The sequence below is a fragment of the Armatimonadia bacterium genome, from assembly GCA_039679385.1.
Taxonomy (GTDB): domain Bacteria; phylum Armatimonadota; class Zipacnadia; order Zipacnadales; family JABUFB01; genus JAJFTQ01.
In genome coordinates this window covers 88,515-113,370 of sequence record JBDKVB010000073.1, presented here as the reverse complement: position 1 = coordinate 113,370, position 24,856 = coordinate 88,515, and the positions used below count along the sequence as shown (strand labels likewise).

At 64.7% G+C, this 24,856-nt stretch carries 12 protein-coding genes; 9 read left to right on the top strand and 3 right to left on the bottom strand.

The window, feature by feature from the left end; all coding sequences use genetic code 11:
• The first annotated feature begins 16 nt into the window (after positions 1-16).
• From ABFE16_08665 to ABFE16_08655, 3 genes are read left to right on the top strand one after another with little or no spacing between them, the layout of a single operon-like run.
• Positions 17-1,072, top strand: a complete 1,056-nt coding sequence (locus ABFE16_08665) for a Gfo/Idh/MocA family oxidoreductase (GenBank protein MEN6345369.1) — start codon at positions 17-19, stop codon at positions 1,070-1,072.
• Between the two features lie 48 nt (positions 1,073-1,120).
• Positions 1,121-2,296 (top strand): hypothetical protein, encoded by a 1,176-nt coding sequence (locus ABFE16_08660; protein ID MEN6345368.1) that lies wholly within the window; start codon positions 1,121-1,123, stop codon positions 2,294-2,296.
• A gap of 56 nt (positions 2,297-2,352) precedes the next feature.
• Entirely contained in the window at positions 2,353-4,116 is a 1,764-nt protein-coding gene (locus tag ABFE16_08655; GenBank protein MEN6345367.1) for an arylsulfatase, read from the top strand.
• 84 nt (positions 4,117-4,200) lie between these two features.
• On the opposite strand, the gene ABFE16_08650 is transcribed toward ABFE16_08655, so the two are convergent.
• Positions 4,201-6,366: a pyruvate formate lyase family protein gene (locus tag ABFE16_08650; GenBank protein MEN6345366.1), complete on the bottom strand. Its 2,166-nt coding sequence runs from the start codon at positions 6,364-6,366 to the stop codon at positions 4,201-4,203.
• Positions 6,367-6,550: 184 nt separating this feature from the next.
• Between ABFE16_08650 and ABFE16_08645 the strand changes: the two genes are divergently transcribed.
• From ABFE16_08645 to ABFE16_08625, 5 genes are all read left to right on the top strand, one after another.
• Positions 6,551-7,192 (top strand): diphthine--ammonia ligase, encoded by a 642-nt coding sequence (locus ABFE16_08645; GenBank protein ID MEN6345365.1) that lies wholly within the window; start codon positions 6,551-6,553, stop codon positions 7,190-7,192.
• A gap of 298 nt (positions 7,193-7,490) precedes the next feature.
• Positions 7,491-12,335, top strand: coding sequence for a hypothetical protein (locus ABFE16_08640; protein ID MEN6345364.1), 4,845 nt, complete (start codon positions 7,491-7,493; stop codon positions 12,333-12,335).
• Between the two features lie 91 nt (positions 12,336-12,426).
• Entirely contained in the window at positions 12,427-15,252 is a 2,826-nt protein-coding gene (locus tag ABFE16_08635) for a hypothetical protein (GenBank protein ID MEN6345363.1), read from the top strand.
• A gap of 183 nt (positions 15,253-15,435) precedes the next feature.
• Positions 15,436-18,219 carry a hypothetical protein gene (locus ABFE16_08630; protein MEN6345362.1) on the top strand — a complete coding sequence of 928 codons (2,784 nt, stop codon included), beginning with the start codon at positions 15,436-15,438 and terminating at the stop codon, positions 18,217-18,219.
• A gap of 64 nt (positions 18,220-18,283) precedes the next feature.
• Positions 18,284-19,759: a sulfatase gene (locus tag ABFE16_08625; protein ID MEN6345361.1), complete on the top strand. Its 1,476-nt coding sequence runs from the start codon at positions 18,284-18,286 to the stop codon at positions 19,757-19,759.
• An 86-nt stretch (positions 19,760-19,845) separates the two neighbouring features.
• On the opposite strand, the gene ABFE16_08620 is transcribed toward ABFE16_08625, so the two are convergent.
• The gene (locus ABFE16_08620) at positions 19,846-20,796 is read right to left on the bottom strand and encodes a glycoside hydrolase family 43 protein (protein MEN6345360.1); all 951 of its coding nucleotides are present in this window, start codon (positions 20,794-20,796) and stop codon (positions 19,846-19,848) included.
• Positions 20,797-21,020: 224 nt separating this feature from the next.
• Here ABFE16_08620 and ABFE16_08615 point away from each other — a divergent pair, with 224 nt between their 5' ends.
• On the top strand, positions 21,021-23,318 hold the full coding sequence (locus ABFE16_08615; GenBank protein MEN6345359.1) for a sugar-binding domain-containing protein: 2,298 nt from the start codon (positions 21,021-21,023) through the stop codon (positions 23,316-23,318).
• Here the strand turns inward: ABFE16_08615 and ABFE16_08610 are convergent.
• The gene (locus ABFE16_08610; protein MEN6345358.1) at positions 23,315-24,811 is read right to left on the bottom strand and encodes a hypothetical protein; all 1,497 of its coding nucleotides are present in this window, start codon (positions 24,809-24,811) and stop codon (positions 23,315-23,317) included. The two genes, ABFE16_08615 and ABFE16_08610, sit on opposite strands and share 4 nt — an antisense overlap.
• Between the last annotated feature and the right edge of the window lie 45 nt (positions 24,812-24,856).

The following is a 24,856-nucleotide window of genomic DNA, read 5'->3' as shown; positions in this document are numbered from 1 at the left end:
ACAAGGAGAAGGACCCATGGAACCCCTGCGACTCGGCATCATCGGCTGCGGCGTGATCGGCAATGGAGCCCACCTTCCCAGCACGGCGCAGTCATCGCTGATCGACGTGGTAGCCGTCGCCGACCTGATCGAGGAGCGCGTGCAGGCGGCTAAGGAGAAGTACAACATCCCGGTAGCCTACAGCAGCGGTGACGAACTACTCGAGGACGACAACGTCGAGGCGGTCGTGCTGGCGATGCCCACCGGGGTCAGGTCGCCTCTGGCGATGCGGGCCCTGGCCAAAGGCAAACACGTGCTGGTGGAGAAGCCCGTGGCGATGAGCGTGCAGCAGGTCAAGGACATGATGGCGGCTCGGGGTGACCGTGTGATCGGCTGCTGCTCGCCGCGGTTTCGTCTGACACCGTCGGCACGTGCGGCCCAGGAGTGTGTGGCCAGTGGTGTGCTGGGTGACCTGCGTGTCATCAGGGCGCGAGCGATCATCGCGGCTGGTCCGGAGCCGACCAACCCGCCGCCGCCCTGGCGCGTGAACAAGGGACTCAACGGCGGCGGCATCCTCGTGAACTGGGGCTGCTATGACCTCGACTATCTGCTGGGACTCACCGGCTGGCAACTGAAGCCGCGGACGGTTCTGGCGCAGGCCTGGCCGCTGGCGTCGCATCTGAAGGCGCGTGTCGACCCGGCCTCCGACGCCGAGAACCACTTCGCAACCCTGATCGTGTGCGAGGGCGGGACGGTCATCAGCTTCGAGCGCGGCGAGTTCGTCTCCGCAGCCAACGATGAGGCCTGGCAGATCCTCGGCTCCAAGGGTTCGCTGCGGATGCATATGCGCGAGCCCAAGAACAAGAAGATACTGCTCGACACTTCCGATGCTAAGGAAGGCGTCTCCACCCAGACGATCTGGGAAGGCGACGACGTCGGCAGCTCGAACCTCGTGCTGCTGGAGGACTTCGCGCGGGCCATTCGTGAAGGCGGACAGCCCACCACGAGCCTGGAGCGTGCGCTGGTCATGCAACAGATCACGGACGGCATCTACGAGTCGGCGGCCACGGGGAAAGCGGTCGAGATTGTGTAGTGCCGGTCGGCGCGACCCGTGCAAGCGCTTGGTGGCAGGGAGGTCCCCATGCAGATACCACCGGGAGACGTGGACATCCTACGCGGATTGGGTGAGCAGGTGGCCGAGATCGCGTCGCTGCCGATTCAGCAGGAGCGTCGTGAGCTGAAGGCGCGAATCGACCGACTCGAACAGGCCAAGCCGCCGGTTCATATCTACCAGGAGCCGTGGAATGAGCTGAACGTCGAAGGCGAGCTGGACCTGCATTGCCAGGAGAACTTCTGTCGAGGCATCGAGCAGAACCTGCGCCGAACCCTCTACAAGTGGCGGCACTACCAGGGCGACATGATCGTCGGTGAAGCGATGGTCCAGCCGCTGTGCATCGTGGACACCGGTTTCGGCATCCGCGAGGACGTCGACATCCGGAAGACGAGTGAGAGCAGCGACGTGGTGTCGCGCCATTTCCATATCCAGATCAAAGAGGAGAGCGACGCTGAGAAGATCCAGTTCCCCCGGGTGCATCACGACGTGGCGAAGACGGAGGAACAGTTCGAGGCACGCAGCCAGATCTTCGAGGGCATCATGCCGGTCGTGAAGCAGGGCGTGGGCAGCTTCTGGTTCAACCCCTGGGATGATTTGGTGCGCTGGACGGGAGTGCAGGAGGTGCTGATGGACATGGCGCTGCGCCCCGACTACGTGCACAAGATCGTCGATCGCCTGGTCAGCGCGTGGATCTGTCGGCTGGACCAGTACGAGGAGCAGGGACTGCTGACCGTGCCCTGCAAGGAGATGTGGGGAGTTGGTGCGGCGCAGATCTTCTCGGAGGTCTCGCCGGCGATGCACAGGGAGTTTGCGCTTCAGCACGAGGCCCGCTGGTACTCGCGCTTCGGCTGGACCTACTACGGGTGCTGTGAACCGCTGCACAACAAGGTGGACATCATCCGTGAGGCCTTCCCGAACCTGAAGAAGATCTCGATGAGTCCGTGGGTCGACTTCTCGGTCGCGGTGCCGAAGGTGGGCTCGGACCTCATCTTTGCGTGGAAGCCGAATCCGGCGTGGTTGGCCAGTGAGACCTGGCAGCCGGAGGAAGTGCGACGCTACCTGCATGAGCACCTGGAACAAGCGCTCGGCGGAGGCTGCGTGATGGAGATCCACCTCAAAGACATCAGCACCGTACGCTGGGAGCCTCAGCGGCTCTGGGAATGGGCTCGCCTGGCCGACGAGGTCACCGCCGAGTTTGCCTGAAGCGCACGGCACGTACGAAGACCCGGACGAAGTCCGACTGGAGCGATCCATCAGCGATGAGCAAGCAAGGCACAGGAGAGTCAGAAAGGGCAACCTGCAGCCGGCCCAACGTGATCCTGGTCCTGACGGACGACCAGGGATATGGCGATCTTGGCTGCACGGGGAACCCGTGGATCCAGACGCCGAACATCGATAGCTTCAGTCGCGATGCGGTGCGCTGCCAGGACTTCCACGTGTCGCCCCTATGCACGCCGACGCGCGGGGCGATCATGACCGGGCACCTGCCGGTCCGCAACGGTGCCTGGGCAACCTGCTGGGGACGGTCGCTGCTGCGGCGTGACGAGGTGACGATGGCGGACGTGTTTGCGGCCAGTGGGTACCGCACCGGCATGTTCGGCAAGTGGCACCTGGGCGACAACTACCCCTACCGGCCACAGGACCGAGGCTTCCAGAAGGTGGTCGCGCACAAGGGCGGCGGAGTGGGGCAGACCCCGGACTTCTGGGGCAACAGCTACTTCGATGACACGTACTTTCATAACGGCGAAGCCGTGGCCCACGAGGGTTACTGCACCGACGTGTGGTTCAAGGAAGCCCTGGGGTTCATCGACGAGTGCGGCCAGGAACCGTTCTTTTGCTACCTCGCGACGAATGCGCCGCACAGCCCATACCTGGTGGCCGACCGCTATACGGACCTGTACCGGGGCAACCCGGACATTCTGGAGCCGGCCTTCTACGGGATGATCACCAACATCGACGAGAACTTCGGGCGGCTCCGTGCGCACCTGCAGCAGAGAGGCCTGGAAGACCGAACGATCCTGATCTTCATGACCGACAACGGTAGCTCCGGTGGCTCTCGGCAGGACCGGCAGGGCTTCACGACCCAGGGCTACAGTGCCGGCCTGCGTGGGATGAAAGCGTCGTACTACGATGGCGGGCACCGTGTGCCCTTCTACCTGCGTTGGCCTGAGGCGGAGATGAGTGGTGGCCGAGAGGTGCAGGAGATGGCGTTGCACGTGGACCTGCTGCCGACCTTCGTGGACCTGTGTGGGCTACAGGCTCCGCAGGGCATCGAGTGGGATGGAACCAGTCTCGCGCCTCTGCTGCGGGGGGAGGAGGCAAGTCTCCCCGGCGACCGCACCACCTTCGTGCAGTATCGGCAGAACACCGAGCCCCCCGACAAGTGGGAGAACGCGGTGATGACACGGCGCTGGCGGCTGGTGCGGGGAGCGGAGCTGTACGACATCAAGGCCGACCCTCAACAGCGCAGGGACGTCGCCACAGCTCACCCCGAAGTCGTCGCCCGGCTTCGCGCCGCCCATGAGGAGTGGTGGGAAGAGATCTCGCCGCTCTTTGCCCGCTACTGCCCGATCTGCCTGGGGAGCGCGCAAGAGACCCCGACTCGGCTGAATGCGATGGATGTGCTTGGCGACGTGGCCTGGCATCAGGGGCACATTGTGGCAGCGCAGAAGGCTACCGGGAAATGGGCGGTTGAGGTGGAGCGGGCCGGAAGGTACCGCTTCAGCCTTCGGCGCTGGCCCGAGGAGTTGCCGTTGCCAATTGAGGAGGCTCTATCTCGGGATGAAGCCGACAAGCTGGGGTATGCGCGGCAGATCCCCGAGTGTCGAGCACTGCATCCGGTGAAGGCACGGCTGCGGATCTTCGACGAGGAGCAGTGGGCGCGGGTCGAGCCCGGTGCGCAGGAGGTCCGCTTCGAGTTGCATCTGGACCGCACCGGGGAGACGCAACTGGAAGCATGGTTTGTGGAGGAAGACGGTGACGAGTGCGGAGCCTACTACGTGGTCGTCGAGTGGCTCTCGTAGTCCGGCTGATGCGCCGAGCAGATTCGCAAGACGGCCGCCGGGAACTGCCGGCGGCCGTTGTGTGAGTCGCGGGTGGGCGCGGCGTCACAGGGCGTACTCAGTGCGCTCCACTACCGTCTGCTGCAGGGCGGGTGACAGGCGGACGAAGTAGTCGCTGTAGCCGCCGATGCGGACGATCAGGTCGCGGTGAAGCTCGGGATGGATCAGCGCGTCCTCCAACTCGGCGCGATCGACTACCGAGAGCTGGACCTGCATCCCGCCGAGGGCGAAGTAGGTCTCCAGCAGGGCGCGTACCTTCGGGCGTTCCTCCGGCCGAGTGAGGAAGTGCCGTGAGAAGCGCAGGTTCAGGACCGGTGTGCCCGTTGCCAGGTGGAGGGGAAGATGCGTTACGCTGCGCAGCATGGCCGTCGGTCCGTGAGTGTCGCGTCCGCGACTGGGACCGATGGAGTCAGCCAGTGGCTCGCCCGCCCGGCGACCATCAGGCGTGGCACCCACTCGGGCACCCGCATCGGCGTAGGTTACGAACATGATGCAGGACGGCAGGAAACGCCCGCCACGGAACTGCTTGTGACGGCGGAACTGCTCGTAGACGAAGCCCGCCACGTCGGCTGCAAGCGTATCCACTGCTTCGATGTCGTTGCCAAAGGCGGCGCAGTGCGCCAGCCGCCGGCGCAGGCCCTCGCGGTCCGCGAAGTTGGCTTCGAGCGCCGAGAGCAGCTCAGCCCCCGAGAGCTCCTCCTGATCAAAGACCACCTCACGCACCGCAGCCAGGGAGTCGATCAGGTTCGTCATGCCTGCAAGGTTCACGACGCTCCAGTTGTAGCGAGCGCCGCCGGAGTTGAAGTCGATGCCGCGGTCGATGCAGTCATCGATGAGCAGGCTGCGCATGGGCTGCGGAAGCCAGGTAGCCTTGGCGGCCAGATGCTCATTCATCTGCGCCACCAGTCGCTCAGTCTCGGTGGCGATGTCCTGTTTGACCGTCCCAAGGAGTTCGTCGAAGGAGGTCGCCGCCGGTAAGTGGCGGTGGAGGGACTGGTCGAGCACGACGCCCAGATTGAGGCCGGCCTCGAGTGACCCGACGTTCGAGCAGCCGTGGATCATGGTCTCCGTGCAGCCGCCGCCATTCCAGCGGGTCGCATCCTCCGCGCTGAGGCCGAGATCGGCATCGTGGAGGCTCTGCAGGTAGGCCTCCTCGTTGTAGAAGGCCGGGTTGCCGGAACCGGTGGTGACGGCCTCCAGGGCGGCGTCCCAGACTTCGTCGGGCATGTCCTTGCGAACGCGAAGCTCGAGACTTGGGCGGTAGCGACCGTGAGCAGCCTCCAGCAGCATCAGCGTCACATCGTTGTAGGCGGGGGCGCCGTCCGGGGTGGTGCCGCCGATTGCCGCACTCCATCCCGCGACGGTGCGAACGTTGTCGGCGAAGGCAGCGATGAGCGCGGCTGCCTTCTCCCGGTCGATGCGGCCTGCCTTGCGGTCGGCCTCGTAGAAGGGCTGCAGCTCCTGGTCGAGACGCCCCGGGTTGTCGCAGTCGTCGAGGTAGTAGACGAAGTTGTAGGCGACGACGGCCTCGAGGAAGGTCCTGGCAGGTGAGAAGGGGACCTGGTGAAGAGCGGCTGCAAGCTCGTCACGGCGTATTGCAGCAGCCTGGTCCGTGGGCGCCCAGGACTCGAGATACCCGCAGACGGATCGGTGCCAGGCCTGGATGCCCGCGAGCACGTCCTGAAGCCCCCGGTAGAAGGCGATCCTCTCCTCGTCCTCGCGCTCCAGCGCCTCCTCCAGACCCTCCGCCACGCGCCGGGCATGCTCGTTGAGTCCCTCCCGCAGCACACGGCCGTAGTTGGGGATGCTGTGAGTGTAGCCGTTCCCGCCGACAGTGTGGGGAGGAGGAAGGAAGCGAAGGCGCCGGCGTTCCTCGACCATTGCGTCGCGCAGGGCCTCGAGGGTCTCTTGCGTCGCGGGATCGGGTTCCTCGGTCAAGGCCTGCGCCAGCGCCTGATCATTGAAGGACCAAGTGAAGCTGTAGGAGAACGACACGAAACGGTCCTGCACAACCCGGGCTGGAGGCCTGTTCACACCGCACGGGTAGAGCAGCCCTCCGTCGTAGGCCATCGGTGTACGTGCCTCGAGACGTCGGCGCAGAGCTCGCGACCAGCGCTCCATGGGTCCTGCGGCGGGGTTCTCGAAGTAGCCTGCTGCGAAGAACTCACCAAGCTGCTCAAGTATCTTGGTGTCCGGCCGCGGATCCCTCATCTGGTCACCTGATCGCTGGGTACCAGGCGTGCGGGCAGAGCCTGCCTGGGAGGTCTCTGGGAGTGATTCGACGGAGGTGGCCGAACACCTGCCTGCTTCAGGGCGTACAGAGCAGTGTAACGGGTAGCAGGACCCGCACCGAGCGTACCGAATCTGTCTGTGACAGTGAGAACGGAGAGAACCGATGCAGTATGTGTGCTCGTGGAGTGGGGGTAAGGATAGCTGTCTTGCGCTGCACAGGGCCGTTGAGGAGTGGGGTAAGCCGCAGTACCTGCTGAGCATGCTGGCAGAGGAGGGTACGCACTCACGGTCCCATGGGATCCCTCGCCGGATCCTCGAGGACCAGGCTGAGGCTCTGGAGACGGTCCTGCGCTATGGAGTGGCCTCGTGGGACGACTACGAACGGGTCTTCGTCGAGGCGCTGCAGGGCATGGCATCGGAGGGCGTCTCCACCGGCGTCTTCGGGGACCTTGACCTTGACGAGCACCGGGCGTGGGAGGAGATGGTCTGTTCGCGGGCCGGGATGCAGGCAGAGCTTCCCCTGTGGCATGAGGCCCACGAAGCGCTCGCGGAGGAGTTTCTTGCGGCCGGGTATGAGGCGATCGTGGTGACGGTCCGCACGGATGCCCTGCCGGAGGAATTCCTGGGTGAGCGGTATACCCGGCGATTCCTCGCCAGGCTGAGGTCTGTAGGGGTGGATGTGGCCGGCGAAGGTGGCGAGTTCCACACCCTTGTCCTGGACGGGCCCTTGTTTCGCCGGCCTGTGAGGCACGATATCGTCGGGGTGCGGCGTTTCCCGGGATATGCGGTGCTGGAGCTGAGCTGACGGCGCCCGGTGACCGGATGACCGGCGCAGACTGGACAAGGACGTGTTTCGGGGTGTCCAAGCTACAGCAAATCTGGAGAAGGTTGGTAGCCGCAAGGTGGTATCATACTATCAGTGGTAAGACGACGGAAGATGGGCGTGGCCTCGCCGGGTATGGCCGGCGGCGGCCACGGGTGTATTCTGGCGCCCGGGCGTCAGCGAGTACCGTGGGTGCCGGCGACGGTGTACCGGTGTCCTGGCGAGAGCCGTTCCTCCGTGGGAGGGTGTCTGTCTCCAGTCCTCGAGGATGGTGAGAAGAATGGGCCGCACAGGGTGGTTTGCTTCTCTCGCGCTGGCACTGCTCCTTTCGGGTAGCCTGACGCTTTGCCATGCGCAGGGGCTCTTCCAAGTGGTGGCGCTGGAAAGCCGGACCTGGACTTCGAATGTGGATGGGGCCGCCTTCCCCAGTGTCGACCCGGCCTTCGCGCGACAGGGGGTAAGCGAGGCCTTTGACACCTTCTACCGGACGAGCATCGCGGGCGCCGGGTACAACTCGCTTGTGGTGGCCGTTTCGCCCTGGGACGATGCTGAAGCCACGGCCACGAAGCTCGCTAACCTAGGTTCGTGGGCGGCAGGTGTTGGAGCCCCAGCTCCGCATCTGATTGTGAACCTAACAGACCTCGACAAGGCCGAGAGCCTGACGCAGGTGGCGGGGACGATCGAGGCGCTGGTCAAGGCCCTGGCTACGAAGTTGAAACCCGCAGAAGGGGCCGAGGCGACGACGTATCGGCGTATCGCTGCGTACCGTCTCGGACCGGCGCTGAACCTGCTTGCCGCCAAGGGTGGCGCGGTTGCAGATCCGATGTCCTTGGCACTGATGGTCCGGGCTGCGATTGGCGCTGCGGAGCGTTCGGTACTGGGCGCCGCCTTCACTCCGACGCCGGTTCAGGCCGCCGTCTCGATGGACTACGCGCTCCTGTCGCGGGGCAAGATCGCGCCTGGTGACCTCGCTGCCGAGGATCTTGACGCGGCCTACGGTGACCTGCGGCCGACTATCGATGCGACCATCGCGGGCCGGGCAGTGGATTGCGTCGTGTTGCAGTGGCACGCCGGGTCACTCTCGCCGGGCACCCCCGACCAGATGACCCAGACCTTGCAGCGCCTGGCAACCGACTACCCGGCGAACCAGATTCTGCTCGATACCGGGTACTCCACGGCCTTCAACACTCATACCCAGCAGAGCGAGTGGGGTCTGTCGCTGCTGGCCAGTGTGGCCTCCGGATTGGCGCAGACGACCAACTTCGCCGGTTTCTCCTGGAGCTGTGATGTGGACAGTGCAGCGCCCGAGCCTCCAGACGCTGACGTTGCGGACCGGGTAGCGGCATGGACCGGTCAGGACGCCGGGCCGAAGGTCGCGGCAGCGCTGTGGAATCCGGAGGCCGACGCCGATGCCCGCTGGTGGGTAGGCCGCGTGGAGGCTGCGATGGGCATCAACGCCCTCGATGCGGCCGGCGCACCGGCGCCAAAACCGGTGGCGACCGCCCTACAGGACCTGGCGGCCAAGGGCGTAGGCATTGCCCAGCTACCACCGGCAGCCACTACCGAGACCCCGACGACAACTCCCACAGAGGCCCCGACAGGGACGGCGACCGAGGCTCCGGGCACAGCTCCCGCCGAAGGGCCTGCGGATCTGGCCGTCACGGGATTGGCGCTGGTGCGAGGGACGATCCAGCCCAACCAGGAGGTCGTCCTCAAGGCCACGATCTCGAACCCCTCGGCGGCCGAAGTGCCTAACGCTGCGGTGAGCTTCGTCTATGGCACGGCGGGCACGCAGGACTGGCAGTTGGCGAATGCCACGCCAGTCATGACGACGATCCCGGCAGGCGGACAGGTGGAGGTCGAGGCTCCTGCCTGGGTCGTGCCTGAAGGTGTGGTCGAGGTCGGGGCATGGGTCTCTCGCGAAGGCGTCACAGAGGCCAACGAGCAGAACAACCTGCTCAGCGCGACGCCGGAATCTCTGGCCGGTGGTGCGCCCGTGGTGGCCTCGACCGAGGGTCAACCTGTGACCGGGGAAGGTCAGCCGGCTGGAACGACGCCCGAGGGCACTGGCGGGTATGTGGCCACGGAAGAAGACAAGCCGGGCATCGTTGAGAAGCTGGTGAGCGCCGTTGGGCAGTACCTGATCTCGCAGGTCGGTGGTCCTGCCGGCGGAATCCTGCAGAGCGTCTTTGGTGAGCAACTCGGAATGGCGCCCGGCACCACGATTCCGGGCGCGACGGCTTCGACGGAATCGGGCGGCTACTACACTGGTGGAACCACAACGACCGGCACCGGGGGGACGACAGGAACGACAGGTACTGCGGGCGACGTCGTCGATGTCGGGGTCACCCAGCTTGCACTGAGCTCGGGAACCTTCGCGGCAGGGCAGTCCGTCGTGATCGCGGCGACGGTGGCCAACTCGGCACTGGCTACGGACCTGCCGCAGGTGCAGGTTGACTTCAGCTACACAGTGGATGGCGCTAACTGGCAGTTTATCACTGCGGAGCCGCTGCTGACGGCAGTGGCACGAAGCGCACAGGTGACTGTGCCCTGTCCGGCGTGGACGGTCCCGGCAGGTGTGCAGCAGGTTGGCGTCACCGTGGCCCTGTCGACGGGGGCCGATGCGAACGCCTCGAACGATGCGCTGGCGGTGACCGCTGCTGATCTCGCGGGTGGTGGCGTCTCGACCGCGGCGGCCGGTGGCACGACGACCGGTACCACGGGTGAGACTACCACCGGCACGGGCACGACCACAGGCGGAACCGGAACCACGACCGGCGGGACAACGGGTACCACGACGGGTGGTACCGGCACAACGACCACCGGCACGACGGGGGAAGGGACCGGAACCACAACGACCACCGGTGGGACGACGCCGGCGGTTGCCGCAAGCTCCGACGTGTCCGTGACCGCACTGAAGATCGCCTCCGGCCAGCTTCAGGAGGGCCAGCAAGTCACGATCGCGGCATCGCTGCACAACCCCTCTGCCGAGGGTGCGGTCAATGACTTGCTGGTGGACTTCAGCTATCTCCTGGCGGGCGGCACCGAGTGGCAGTTCACGCACGACGCAGCGGTCGCGGCATCGGTCCCGGCAAGCGGGAATGCTGACGCGGTCACGCCGCCGTGGACGGTGCCTGCCAACCTTGCCTCCCTCGGTGTAGTGGCCGGTCGCACTACCGGTAGCGACCCCAACGAGGACAACAACAAGATGGTGGCCGATGCCTCGTCGCTTGTCGGCGGAGGCACGGGCACAGGCACAGGAACTGGTACTGGTACTGGTACTGGTACTGGTACTGGTACTGGCACCGGCACTGGAACGGGGACTGGTACCGGGACAGGAACTGGCACAGGGACGGGCGCTGGCACTGGCACTGGAACGGGGACAGGCACAGGAACGGGAACGGGGACGGGTACTGGGACTGGTTCCGGCGGCTCTGTCATCAGGCCGGGGCGTATCCCTGGTCCTTTGCTGAAGCTGCCTAAGGGCCTGGTTCTCATCCCCAAGCCGCCGAAGCCGAAGGTGGGCTCGCAGGTCGAAGTGGGCGTTGAGCTGACGCAGGATGCCGTCAAACTGCTCCGCGGTCCCGTCACCCTTCGTGTGGATGGCAACGAGGTTGCCAGCACGATGCTAGGCTCCACCACCGGCGGGGAGGCGACCAAGGCGCTGTTCCTGTGGACACCGACGACACCGGGTGCGCATGTACTTGAGGTCGTTGGCGGCGGCCTCAACCAGCAAGTGGTCACCAAGTCGCTGACCGTCGAGGAGGCGGGCACTGGATTGCAGCGTCTCCCCGGCGTGCTGCGCACGCCTGAAGTGGCCAGCGCGCTCTCGAAGGGCGCGGCAGGTCTCGCTACCTCGACTGTGACCCCGACGGGCCGGCTGATCCCTGTAGCCTCGTCGCTATCTACAGCCATCACGTCGGCTGCGACACAGGCGGCGAAAGCAGTCACTCCGACCTTGGGGACCCTACCGCCACGTGCCACGATTGGGACACTGGCAACGACGGGCACCAGGCTGCCCTCGACGGTGGGAACCGCCGGCACGCGCACCACTGCGAGCACCGGCACCGTAACACCGCCCCTGACCGGCACTGGTACCACACCGACGACCGGCACAGGAACGACGCCGATCGCAACAGGTACGCGCGTGATCCTGCCAGGTCGAACGACCCCGGGCACCCTCACTGGGACGACGGCCACGACAAAGCCTCCGGTGACCGGTGCGACCACGACCGGCACCATGGGGACCAAACCGGTGCTGACCTTGCCGGGTGGCCTGCCCACAATAGGCCGCACGACGCCGGGCGGCACGACGGCGCCGCCGGTAACGGGCACGACTGCTGCGACGACGACCGGCCGGACGGGCCTCACGCTTCCGGGTACGATTACGACGACACCAACGGTCAAGCCGGGGACCACGGCTGGGGCGACGACCGGCACGCCGACGACGGGCGCCATCACGTCGCCAACAGGTCGGACAGGCCTCACGCTCCCGGGCCCAATCACGACGACGCCAACGATCAAGCCAGGCGCAACGACCGGTGCGACGACGGGCACGGCAGCAGGCACACTCACGCCGACCCCGACCACTGGTACAGTGCGGGCGCCGATTACGCTGCCGACGCCCACGACCGGGACAACTGCCGGGCCGACAATCGGCGCCACGGCCGGCACAATCGCCGGGAGGACAGGGACCACACTGCCCGGTGGTGCAGCGACCATGACGCTAGCGACGCCACTTGCGCTCACCTTGCCCTCCGGCAGCCTCACAGCAGGAAGGCCGGTAGTGATCAGCTACGAAGTGAAGGGTGGCGCCACGGTCAACGGCGTTAAGTTCGTGCTCAAGTACAGCCCTGCCCTGCTGAAGGTCTCAGGATTCAGCCTGGCCGGTACTCCGCTCGCGTCACTGGGCTGGAACCTCCAGGTGACACCAAGGGCTGACGGTGCACTGGTCACCCTCAGTGGGGCCAAGGCGCTGCCGGTTCGTGGCGGTCTGCTTGCCGTCAGCTTCGCCAGTGCGACTCCCAGGTCGGCCACCGCCAAGCTCATGCTGGGCGAGACGGCCATCAACGGTCGGATTGCCGTCATCAGCGCAACCGGGGGGGCAATCGAGGTCGGTCCGTAGAGCATTTGTGTCCTGAAGTCCTCCAGGGAGGTGGCTACTCACTCGTAGAGGGCGCAACTCGACCGTTATCCTGACGAGGAGGGGTGTTGCCATGCCCAGGCCGATGACGATGATGGCAGTAGCTGCTGTCCTTACGCTGACCTTCGTTGCCGGTGTCCTGCCGGCTCGAGCCACAGTCACGATGACGGGGGACGTGAAGGTCTGGAACTCGACCAAGAACATCTACGAGCCGCTCAAGAACGCCCGCGTTCGACTGGTGATAGGCGAGTACAACGACTGGGACACCTTCGACGTGGAGGGCAGCACCGACGCTTCCGGCACGTACCGGGTGACCAAAGGGAACGCCTGGTGGCGCGATGGCTATGACACGTACCTGATTGTGTTCGCCGAGGTCAACAACAAGCTCGAAGTCCAGAGCCACTATATGCAGATCGACGGCTACCAGGCGGTGTCCGGTAGCTACTTCTCCCACGACAGCGCGACGACAACCAAGAACCTCAACATTGGCGGCCCAAGCGCCAACACCGACCACTTCCAGGTCGGCGGAGTAGCGGCGCTGGACAACTCCGACCGGACAGACGCTACTCACGGCTGGCGGGCGTTCTTCCTCTGCCGCGAGCTGACCGACCATCGCTTGCAGTTGGTGTCTGACGCTCTGTCGGAGGGCAACTTCGAGGAGAAGGAAGTCAGCTTCCCCGAAGACACGAATGTCGCCAGTTACGTGGGCATCCTCGACTACATCAAGTACCCAGACCTGTACTTCGGCTCCGGGAACCTCCCCTGGGCTTCCAACGCCGCCCGGCACGAGCTGAGCCATGGAATCATGGCCGACGAGTTCTTCACCTGGCCGGGCTGGATGCACGGCAATGCGGGTAGTCACACCCTCGACAAGGTGTCCGATTACCGCGAGTATGCCTGGTCTGAGGCCTGGGCGGAGTTCATGGCCGAGGTCACAGAGCAACCGCGCTGGGGTAACTACTACGACTTCGAAACCCAGGATGCCAGCTGGCGAGCGGGCATTCCCGCCGGGGCCGACCGCTCCAAGGTGGAGGGCGAAGTTGCCAGTTGCATGTGGGACATCTACGATCCCACCGGCTGGGAGAAACGCTATGAACAGGTCAGCGCCCTCCCCGGCGATGAGATGTTCTACGACGGGATCTCCGACCTCAACCTGGACAAGATCTGGAGCATCTTCTCCGAGTACCACCCTCACGCTTTCAGCCATGAGTCCTACCTTGGCTCGCCGGACAACATCGTCCATTACTGGCTCGAGCACCGTAGCTATGGGCTCAAGCATGAGCTGAAGGCGATCCTGTTCAACCGCGGCTTTACGGTGCCCGAGATGCCGCAGTCGCGACCGACCCTGAGTGTGGGAACGGTGACGTGGACCGGGTCAACGGCCCACATCCCCGTCGTCGCCACGGAGAATGACTCGGAGGACCGGACGCGCGTGAGGCTGGAGCTGTTTGTGAACGGTGGCAAGGTCTACTCCCAGTGGCTGTCCTCGGGATGGTCGGGAGCCACGAACAGCCGCACGGTTGACCAGTCGATTGTGTGGCGCACGGGCGATCCGCAGCCGCAGGTGATCGTCGCGGTGCATGACGACATGCAGACCAGCTACGTGACCCGGACGCTGAAGCCGCCAGCCGGTGCATCGGTCTCGGGTGTGGTGGCCGAGGTGCTGTCTGTGGCGATCCGACGCGAGGTGGTACCTCCTCTGGCTAGCGCGCTTGCACTGGGCTTCGGCACTTTGCAGGACGTGGTGCTGAACGTGGTCGGACGCGATGGGACCAATCAGACATCGACCCGCATGCCGCAGGCCGGAGGCTGGGCACTGCCGGGCGGTGAGGGTGAGCTACGCTTCGACCAGACCACGCAGGTGCTGAGCACCAACAACCTGCGGGACTGGGTCGAGGTGTCCTTCACTACCACGGGCCGGGATGGATCGACATCGCTGAACCAGACCGTTACCGACCGGTACCTGCGCAGCGGCAACTTCGGCCTTGGGACGCACCAGAGGAACCTGCTGACTCGCGTTGAGCATCGCACCTGGATGCTCTTCTTCTCTGTGGAGTGCCGGACGACGGTGGATGTTGTGTATCAGATCCGGCCCGTACAGACCGCAACCTTCATCCCGATCGTGGCCGTGCTGCTGAAGGACATCCTGCCGCTGCCAATCTCCGCGGTGGCGCGTCCTTCCAAGGTGAGCCCGCGACTGGCGCTCGGTGCGGCGCAGACAGCGATGGTTTCGACGTCGGAACTGACCGGCCAGGAGACGCCAACCGTGCTGCTCTCGCGGTCGTCGCAGTTGATGGATGAGTACGCGCGGCTGCAGGCGCGGACACTTGAGGCGTCGCAGGAGCTCGAGGCCAAGCTGGGAGCTGCCGGACCTCCTACGACAGGCACAGGGATGGGGATGACGATGGGAACGGGCATGACGAGGCCCACCGTGCGCCAGCCTTTCGGTGCTCCCATTGCACGGCCGATTCCCTCTGCTGCGCTAGCCGCCAGTGGGAAGCTGTTCCGACCCGACATGATGACGTCGACGGGCATCCTCAAGCTGCCCAGTACGACCTTTCTGGACAAGACGATCGGGGGCACCGCACTGGGTGCGAAGTCGTTGGATGATGACCAGCGCTCTGAACTGCAAGCGCTGCGTCAGTCCATCGCCCAGGGCGAGGGCCGGATGGCAGCGATCAGTGCCCAGGCAGACAAGCTGCGCGGAGCCCTGGCCTCGGCGCTGCAGAAGCTGGGGCAGGACCCGCTCTTCGATGCGCCCAGCAAGCAGTTCAGCGGCACTCAGGTCAACCAGATGACGGCGAAGCTGAGCGCAGTGCCCCCGAGCGTCGTCGAGTACCGACCTCTGCTCTCGAAGCAGAACCAGGTCATCGACCGCGGGCTGGCGCTGCCTCGCTAGGCTCGTCTCAGGACAACGCACAGGTGAGTAACGCGGGCAGCCCAGTAACGGGCTGCCCGTGTTCGTTCTGACGGGGCGCGGTTGTGCCGGTCGGTTCGGCGGTCAGAGGAGAGCCGAGGACGGGTGACGAAATCGTCCCACACCTGTGCTATCCATAACACTAGGGACGCGTGAGGTAGGCCCATGAGCTCCTTCAGATACCGTTGCCCCTGTCTCGTCTGCGTGTTGGTGGTTCTGTTCGGTCTCCCCCTATGGGCGCAAGAGCCGGCCGCCGAGACTGTGACGGTGACCCCACAGGAAGCTCGCGTCCGCGAGCTGGGCAACATCACCACTGCGGGTTCCTTCAGCTTCTGGACCGAAGGTGTCCTTGGCGACTGGTTCCTTGCGACCGGGCCGCAGGTGACGCTGGTCCTGACCGCACAAGGCAAGACCTTGCTGGACATCCCGCCGCAGTTGGCGGTGGAGGTGATTGGGCCGGAAGGTGAGTCGCGGCAGGTCGCGACGGTGGCGATCGTTTCCTCTGGTTTCGCGCAGTACCGCGTGGAGCTGCCCGTCCGTCCGGGAGTATTCGGCCTGCGTCTGCGGCACCTGAACCGCGTCGTGGATGAGAAGGCGGGCCTACTGCGACACCTCCTCGTTCAGAAGATGCAGGTCGAGGGTGCTCGGCGTGCGCCCTACACGCAAGTCGCCTATGCGCTGTTCGGTGACCCTGAGCGCGAGACGCCACAAGGCCCGTCTACTGGAGCTCACACACGCGTCGAGACCGCTTCCCTGAAGGCCGGCGTGGATCCCGCGAGCGGACACTGGACGGTGGAGACGGCTGATGGCGCCTGCCGGGCAGAGAGCCTGTCGCCCGTGTTTGGTCTCGGTGGGCTGCCGGTCGACTTGTCGCAGTACGCCGTGACGTGCGAGGTGAGGGAGCAGGTCTCGGATGCCCTGGGGGACTTCACCGGCGTGGTCCTGAAGTACCGCAAGGCGGGCGAGCTCGATCTCGACTACACCCTACTCTTCGGGCGTGATCGGGAGGAAGTTGTGGTGCGAGTGGACCTGGTGAACCGCTCCGGCAAGCCCTTGACGGTGTATCGTATCGCACCCTTCGTGTCACCGTCAGTCACGCTCGGGGGGCGTGTGGCCGATTGGCGCATCATCGGCGATGCGAAATCCAACGGGCAGCCGTATACGAGTCTGAGTGGGGCCGACCTGAGCGAGTTCAACTGCTGGTGGTACACAGCGGCTCGAAGCGCCGAAGCAGGGAGGGCCGTCGTCGCGGGCAGCCTCACGAACAACAAGGGCCTGGGCAGGTTCCTGGTCACCCCGAGGAGCGATGCCTCGATCCGTTTGGCGGCCTACAGCGACTATGAAGGGATCGTCTTGCCGCCCGAGGGCCGCATCGAGGGTGAGCGGACGCTGCTGGCCTTCGGACGACGCGGGACCGACTGCCTGGAGCGCTTCGGCGACCTGATCGCCCGCGCCAACGGCATTGACCTGCGGAGGCAGCACCCGATCGATCCTTACGTGCCCGAGTATCTGTCGTTGTTCACCACCTGGAATAGCTGGGGCTCCTCGGTCGTGAAGGGGTTCCCGTACAAGTTCGACCGCGACAAGTATGACCTGCCGCTGTGGGACCCGGCGTGGCGGCAGGCCAATCAGCGCAAGGTTTCGGAGCTGGGGCTTGGCAAGTACGGGTATGTGCGCCCGGCCGGCCTACGGCTGAAGGGAGCCCGGACTCCGCTCGTGCGCCGCTATGGTGCACCGGACGCCTTCTTCCCAGAGGCGCAGGCCATCGCGAAGGACCATCCTGAGTGCTTTGCAGATGGGCGCGTGGATTTCTCGAACCCGGCGACGCAGGCCCTGGAGCGACAGCGGGCCGAACCGGCCTTCGCCGATCCCCAGAGCATCGTGCAGTACAGTTGGGACTTCACCGACCAGTGGCGAAAGCTACCGGGCCAGTATGACCCCTCCATGACCTCTGCCGACACCTATCGAACCGGGACGGGCATCTGGCGAGACCTGGTACGGAAGCACCCTGGGGGTGGCTACGCCTTCATCTGGATGAACGTGGTCGGGATCAACTACGATCGGGTCGACGTCATCCATATCGGTGCGGACAGCGATCAGGGGTACTACGGCGGCTCCTGCACCTTCATCCAGGGACTGCCGCGCCAGATCAGCGGCCGGTACTTCTACAACGGTCGGGTGTGGTGGAACAGCCCGGACTCCTACCACGTGTATGTGGGCGGCCTGTACAGCTACAACCAGGCGAAGGTCCATGCGTCCTTTTGCTCCATCGCGGGCAACCTCGTGCACCTGGCCGAGCCCTTCACCGACGAGGAGATCCCGCAGGACCGGCTGGACATGATCCGACGGGTCTCACCGACAACGGCCGACACAGCGACCGCGGTGGATGTCTTCGAGCACTGCCCGGCGCGATTGTGGAACCTGAGAGTCGAGCGGCCCTTCGGTACGTGGAACGTGGTGGGACTGTTCAACGTGGACATGGACCACTCGGGAACACCTGTGACGCAGGAAGTGAGGTTCGCTGACCTGGGACTGCAGCCGGACCGCGAGTACCTCGTCTATGAGTTCTGGGGTCAGCGCTTCCTCGGCACTGTGAAGGGCGGCTTCACTCGCACGCTTCAGGCACCGGACTGCGAAGTGTACTCGATCGTACCGCGGGAGGACCGCCCGGTGCTGGTCTCCACCAGCCGCCACTTACGCCAGATGGCCTACGATATCCTCGACTTGCGCTGGGACCCGGCTGCGAAGGCTTTGAGTGGGACCTCGAAGGTCGTCGAAGGCGATCCGTACCAGCTTCGGGTGTACCTGCCACCGGCGTACCGCCTGGCCGATGCCCAGGTTGGCGGCCTGAACACGAAGGTGGCCACGCAGGGAGAACTGCTGACGGTCGAGGTCGTGCCGCAGGCCGACGGCGATATGCGCTGGACGCTGCGTTTCGCCAAGGATTGAGGTTCAGGCCCAAGGGCCTCGTGTCCAGACGGCACCATCCGAAAAGGAACTCAGGGGGTACCCAATGCGAGCCATCATGCTGATGTTCGATTCGCTCAATCGCCGTATGTTGTCGCCCTACGGTTGCGACTGGGTCCATACGCCCAACTTCCAGCGGCTGGCCGAGCACACGGTCACCTTTGACCGCAGCTATGTGGGCAGCATGCCCTGCATGCCGGCGCGAAGGGAGCTGCACACCGGACGTCTGAACTTCCTGCACCGCAGTTGGGGTCCCCTGGAGCCTTTCGATGACTCGATGCCCGCGATCCTGCGCGCGAAGGGGGTCTGCAGCCACCTCATCACCGACCACTACCACTACTTCGAGGAGGGCGGCTGCGACTACCACACCAAGTACAGCAGTTGGGAGAACTCTCGCGGACAGGAGGGCGACCCCTGGAAGTGCGACCTGCGGCTCAAGGAGCTTCCGGAGAGTGACAACAACCTCCACCGCAAGGGCCCGTGGATGCGTCAGGACTGGGTGAACCGGTCCTATATGGAGCAGGAGGAGAACCAGCCGCAGCCGACGACCTTCCGCATGGGAGAGGAGTTCCTGCGGACAAACCACGGGGAGGACAACTGGTTCCTGCACCTGGAGACCTTCGATCCCCACGAGCCTTACTTCAGCCCGCAGCGGTTCAAGGACCTCTACCCGCACGACTACAAGGGCCCGCATTGGGACTGGCCGCCCTACCAGCGTGTCAACCAGAGCCCCGAGGCAGTCCAGCACATGCGCTATCAGAGCGCCGCGCTGCACAGCATGTGTGACTACTACCTGGGACGCGTTCTGGACATGATGGACGAGATGAACCTGTGGGACGACACGCTGCTGATCGTAAACACCGACCACGGGTTCCTGCTGGGCGAGCACGACTGGTGGGCGAAGTGCTCGCAGCCCTTCTACAATGAGGTGGCCCATACGCCGCTGTTCATCTGGGATCCACGTTGCCGGGTGAAGGACGAGCGTCGACAGAGCCTCGTGCAGACCATTGACCTGGCTCCGACAGTGCTGGAGTTCCTCGGGCAGGAGATTCCGGCGGACATGCAGGGCAAGTGCCTTGCGGATACCGTTGCCAGGGATACCCCCGTCCGCGAAGCCGGGCTATATGGCCTCTTCGGTGGGCATGTGAACTGCACCGACGGCCGGTACGTGTACATGCGGGCTGCGGCCGATCCGGGGAACCAGCCCCTGTACGAGTACACGCTGATGCCGACGCACATGCGTACCTGCTTCGGCGTGGACGAGTTGCAGGACATCGGGCTTCAGGAGCCCTTCGAGTTCACGAAGGGCTGCCGCACGATGAAGATCAAAGCGCGGTCCTGGCTCAACTCGCACCAGTTCGGCACGATGCTGTTCGACCTGGAGAAGGACCCGTTGCAGGAGACGCCGATCGACGACCCCGAGGTGGAAGCGAGGATGTGTGAGCACATGGCGCGGCTGATGCGCGAGAACGATGCACCGGCGGAACAGTACGAACGTCTTGGTCTGGAGCCTGGCGACTAGGCGGGGATCGAGGCGACTGGCAATACGGAGGAGACCCTACGACCTCCGCTCCCTTGTGAGAGCGGAGGTCGTTCTGTATCGAGACGCTACTGCTGATCGAAGAAGCTCAGGTCCCATTGGTCGCGCCAGCGCACGACCAGGCGGCCGTCGATGAACTCCAGCGGCAGCCAGACGTAGCGGCCGTCGATGGGGTTCTCAGGATGCCACTGATCGGCCAGGAACAGGAAGCAGCCTGGGCGGTCATGCACGGGCAGCAGGTAGGTGCTCTGCGCCAGGAAGGTCAGGTCGGCGTCAGGACCTACGCAAGGGTTGCCCTGCTCTTCCCAGGGCCCCCAGATTGAGGACGCGACTGCCGAGCGAGCCGTGTTTGGCTTCCAGCCCGTGCAGCCCGAGCCGATGAACCAGTAGCGCCCCTCACACTTACAGATCGCCGGGGCCTCCATGTACCGACCGACGAAGACGCGCTCGAAGTGCCCGGCAGGACGCTGGTAGTCGTCGGTAAGCTGCGAGATATGGAGGGTCTGGTTGTCCTCGGAGGCGCAGAGCAGATAGGCGGTCTGGTCGTCATCGACGAAGAGGGTCATGTCGCGGGACATGTGGTCATCGGGCCGGAAGCTCCCCTGGTATTCGTAGGGTCCCAGAGGGCTATCGGCGACCGCCACACCGGTGCGAGCTGCGCTGTAGCCCTGTCCTCGCAGCTCAAGGTGAAACCAGAGAACGTACTTGCCCGTGCGCGCATTGTGGACGACCTTGGGCCGCTCAATCACGCAGCCTCGCACGAGGTCATGATCCTCATCGTCCTCGACCACCGGCAGGACGATCCCACGGTTGTCCCAGTTGTACAGGTCCTGCGAGGAGTAGCAGGACACGCCGACCATGGCCCGGTTGCCCTCCGGGCCCGCGATCTTGTGCTCGCCGAACCAGTAGTAGGTGCCCTGATCCCAGAGCAGTCCGCCGCCGTGGGCATTGATGTGAGCGCCGTCGGTATCGGGCCAGATTGCTCCGGGTCGGAAACTGTCGAAGCGCTGTGTTGGCATATGGTGACCTCCTGCGTGGGCCTGCAGACCTTCCGTCGATGTCTGCCGCTCACTCGGGACCGGTTCGCCTTCCAAAGGGCTTGTACCTCGCAGCGAGCGCAACTAGCGAAGGTCTGTTGACCTTGAGACGGGAAGTGGCGCGGGCATGTGAGGATGCACAGCCCGGACACGCGGCACAGGCAAAGCTGCGTGGAGCAGCCCGGTACAGCGAAGGAGTCATCAGTATGCGTTTCCGCAGAGAGCAACCCGAGGTGGACTTGTGCGGTGAGTGGTCCTTTGCCTACGTCGAAGGAGAACCCCAGGGCCAGTATCGATGCCAGGAGGAGCTGCAGGCCGCCGGTCTCCAGGAGCTTCGCGCTCAGGTGCCCGGCAACTTCGAGCTGGACCTACAGGCCAACGGCATCATCGAAGAACCCTTCTATGGGATGAACATGGCGAAGCTGTTTCGCTATGAGACGGCTCACGTGTGGTACTGGCGTCGCTTCAAGGCGTCCGAGGTGGAGGGTATGGACGCCGAACTGGTCTTCGAGGGCGTCGACTGCTTCGCCGAGATCTACCTCAATGGCGAGCTGATCGGCGAGTGCGACAACATGCTGGTTGAGCATGTGTTCCCGGTTGGCGGCAAGCTCAAGGAGGACAACGAGGTCTTCGTGCATCTGCGTCCGGCCCTCGAGGAGGCACGCAAGTACGACTATCCTCCGCATCTGCGCGCTCTGGGCAGCAACTACGACTCGCTGTATGTGCGCAAGGCCCCGCATATGTATGGTTGGGACATCATGCCCCGGGCGATCTCAGCGGGGCTGTGGCGTCCGGTGCGGCTGCAGTTGCGTCCGGTTGAGAGGCTAGAGCGCGTGTACCTCCAGACGCAGTCCGTATCGACGGCCCACAGCAGTGCCGACCTGCTGCTGTGCTATGACGCGAAGACCATCGGGAAGCCGGAGGACGTGTACGAGATCGCCCTCCAGGGCGTTTGTGGGGATTCGGAGTTCCAGGCGCGGTCGCGAATGCTGTTCCAGGCCGGCCGGATGCATGCCCATGTCAGCAAGGCGAAGCTGTGGTGGCCCGCCGGTCGGGGAGAGGCGAACCTGTATACCGTTACCGCGACGATGTACAAGAACGGTGTGCAGATCGACCAGATGCAGTTCGAGCACGGGCTACGGAAGGTGGCGCTGGATCGCACCAGCACCACGGATGAACTCGGGCGCGGTGAGTTCTGCTTCCGCGTGAACGGTGAGAAGCTCTTCGCCAAAGGCAGCAACTGGGTGCCTGCGGATGCCTACCACTCCCGCGATGCGCAGCGTATCCCGCAGATGCTGGAGATGGCCGAGGACCTGCGCTGCAACATGATCCGTTGCTGGGGTGGCAACGTGTATGAGGATGACCTGTTCTACGAGATCTGCGATCGCAAGGGGATTCTGATCTGGCAGGACTTCGCCCTTGCCTGCACTCTGTACCCGCAGGACGCCGAGTTTCAGAAGCGACTGGAGCAGGAGGCCCGGAAGGTCGTGCAGCGGCTGCGCCAGCACCCCTGCATTGCGCTGTGGTCGGGCGATAACGAGTGCGACGCCTTCTACAAGGGCCTGGGGATTGACCCGAACACGAACGTCCTCACGCGGAAGGTGCTGCCCCAGGTGGTGGCTGAGGAGGATGGAACGCGGCCCTATCTGGGGAGCTCGCCCTACATCGACGAGGAGGCCGTCAAGCAGCCCTCCGAGTACCTGTCCGAGAACCATCTCTGGGGGCCCCGGGACTACTACAAGAGCAACTTCTACACGCGGTCGCTGTGTCACTTCGCCAGCGAGATGGGCTATCACGGCTGCCCCGCGCCGGAGTCCCTTCGCCGCTTCATCTCGCCGGAGAAGGTGTGGCCCTATCAGAACAACGAGGAATGGCTGCTGCACGCCAGCAACCCAGTCCCTGGCGTCAACCAGTACGAATACCGGATCGAGCTCATGGCCAAGCAGATTCGCGAGCTGTTCGGGACGGTGCCGGACAACCTCGACGACTTCGCCTTCGCCAGTCAGGCCTCGCAAGCTGAGGCGAAGAAGTTCTTCATCGAGATGTTCCGCTGTGCCAAGTGGCGCCGCACGGGCATCTTGTGGTGGAACCTGATCGACGGGTGGCCGCAGTTCTCCGATGCCATCGTCGACTACTACTTCGTGAAGAAGCTCGCCTACGGGTTCATCAAGCGGGCACAGGAGCCGCTGTTGGTGGCCCTGCGGGAACCTGGCAACTGGGGACAGGACGTCGTCGCCTGCAATGACGGCCGGGAAGACCTGCGGCTGAAGTGGCGAGTGCGCGATGTGGATACTGACGAGGTAATGGCCCAGGGCGAGGGAGTGGCCCCGGCGGATGCTACCACTAATCTGGGTCGCGTGCCCTTCTCGGCCTCGTGGAAGAGGATGTACGTGATTGAGTGGGAGACGGAGAGCGGCAAGAGCCTCAGCCACTACCTTGCCGGGAATCCACCCTTCGAGCTTGAGCAGTACCGGGCGTGGCTTAGTAAGGCCGGACTGGTCTAGACAACCTTCTGCAGAGCCTCAGGGGCCCCGGTCGGTTCGTCCGGCCGGGGCCTCAGCGTGTAGGCCATCCACCAGGTCAGGAGACTCAGCAGGAGCGCATGGGCCAGAATCGAGGCCCATCCCGGCAGGCCCAGGCACATCCCCAGGTTCGGCCAGTCCAGCATGCCCACACTCAGGCGCACCAGGGCCTCGACGGCTCCCGGTTCACCAGTGAGCAGCCGCATGGCGGGCTCAGCGATGGTCGTCACTGCGGCGAAGGACACCAGCAGCGACCAGGCTGCGAAGGCGACATAGACGGCTCGCCCTAGCGAACTGAGCCCCTCCCACGCGAAGGGCAGCCCCAGCATCAGGAAGGGAAGCATGCTCACGAGGTGTCGGGGTCCGAAGCACACGCCGCCCTGCCACATGTAGTGACCGGCGTTGTACAGCAGGAAGCCGACAACCATCGTGGCAGCGACGATTCCTTCCCGGCGCCAGCGGGGGTTGCGTACCAGGAGGTACAGGCCCCAGCAGGCGAAGATCAGGACCGGTGAGAGGAAGAAGATGCCCTTGTCGGTGGAGAAGCAGACGGCCAGCAGCGGCTTCAGACGAGGATAGGAGACCCATCCAGACGGGTTCGCGAAGTCCTTGTTGGCCTCGTACATGTAGCCGAAGCGGAAGGGGCTGCCGAAACAGGCCTGGTTATACAGGAGCTGGACCGCCACCGGCCAGACTGTTCCCAGAACGAAGGGCACCAGATAGCGCAGACCGGCGCGGAGCAGGTAGATCAGGACGACGGCGCAGGTGAAGGCCGCAGGGAACTCCGATATCGTCGCCCAGGCCCCGCACATCCCCGCGAGGAACGCCAGCAGCCAGGGACGACGACCGCCGTGCAGCACGAAGAAGGCGCAGAGGAAGGAGATCATACCGAGGCTTGCTGCTGCCTCGTGACCGTAGAATACCGTGGCGTAGGTCCACAGCAGCGTGCCCAGAATGCCCAGGAGAACGGCGAAGGCGCTCCGGCGCACCGGCTGTCCCATCGCCACCAGGAGTCGCAACATGAGCAGACCGAGGACGACTGCCGGCAGTGCCGAGGCGAAGAAGGTGGCGACGACCGCGCCGCTGAGAAGGGCGAAGTAGTGGCTGTTGAGGGTCCACCACGCCGCGTCATGGCCGATCACATAGCCGATGAAACCGAGGATCTGAGCGCCCACGGGTTTGTCGCAGTAGTAGATGCCACTGCCGGGTGGGTACTCGGCTTTGTCGCCCGTGCGCTCCTGGCTGCGGTTGATGGAAAGTGTGTGGTCGTGGAAGATGGCGCGGATCAACGCGATGCGGGTCATCACGTTCCACCCGCCGCCGACATGGAACTGGTAGCAGGTCGCGAAGACCAGTATCAGGGCCAGCATCCACGAGGCACGCCGCAGCCGCCAACGCTCCGCCTCCTGGTACGTGGGCGAGGGTGCCCTGGGTGCTTCGTCGGGTTCAGTCTGTGCCAGTGACAGAGCGTGCAACGGCTTGCCTCCACAGGGATGGGAACCCTCAGATCGTCAACGCCG